Raw genomic sequence first — 653 nt, 5'->3', positions numbered from 1 at the left:
CGGGCTAACCCTAGTACCTAGCGCCTTTTACTACCGTAGGCGTTAAGCTTGCTGACGCGGTCTTTATATTATTTATCTTCAGCGCAGCGCCTCTTAACCTCTGTGGTGAATCAGTCAGTTAATAACTTTTTGCACAAGGAGCAGTGAATGAGGGGAAATGAGGAAGGCAAAAGCTGCTGGCTTCGAGCGACGAGCTGATCCTAGCCCCCAGCTCCTTTTACTGTCGTAGGAACTGGCTTTAGCCGTGATTATCTTAAAACCACTTTTACCACCGAGGGCCACTGAGGCACTTCGCTGCACGGAGAAGAAAAAAGTGCTTCGAGCAACGGTCTGCGGGCTAATCCTAGTACCTAGCGCCTTTGACTACCGTAGGCGTTAAGCTTGCTGACGCGGTCTTTATTATTTCTCACCAGCGCAGCGTCTCTTAACCTCTGTGGTGAATCAGTCATTTAATAACTTTTTGTACAATGAGCAGTGAATGAGGGGAAATGAGGAAGGCAAAAGCTGCTGGCTTCGAGCAACGAGCTGATCCTAGCACCTAGCTCCTTTTACTACCGTAGGCGTTAAGCTTGCTGACGCGGTCTTTATATTCTTTCTCTAAAGCTAGCCCCTAGTTACTTTTACTACCGTAGGAACTGGCTTTAGCCGTGATT

It is taken from the genome of Pseudoalteromonas sp. SR44-8 (assembly GCF_014163635.1).
GTDB classification, from domain to species: domain Bacteria; phylum Pseudomonadota; class Gammaproteobacteria; order Enterobacterales; family Alteromonadaceae; genus Pseudoalteromonas; species Pseudoalteromonas rhizosphaerae.
Note: the sequence above shows the minus strand (reverse complement) of the source record.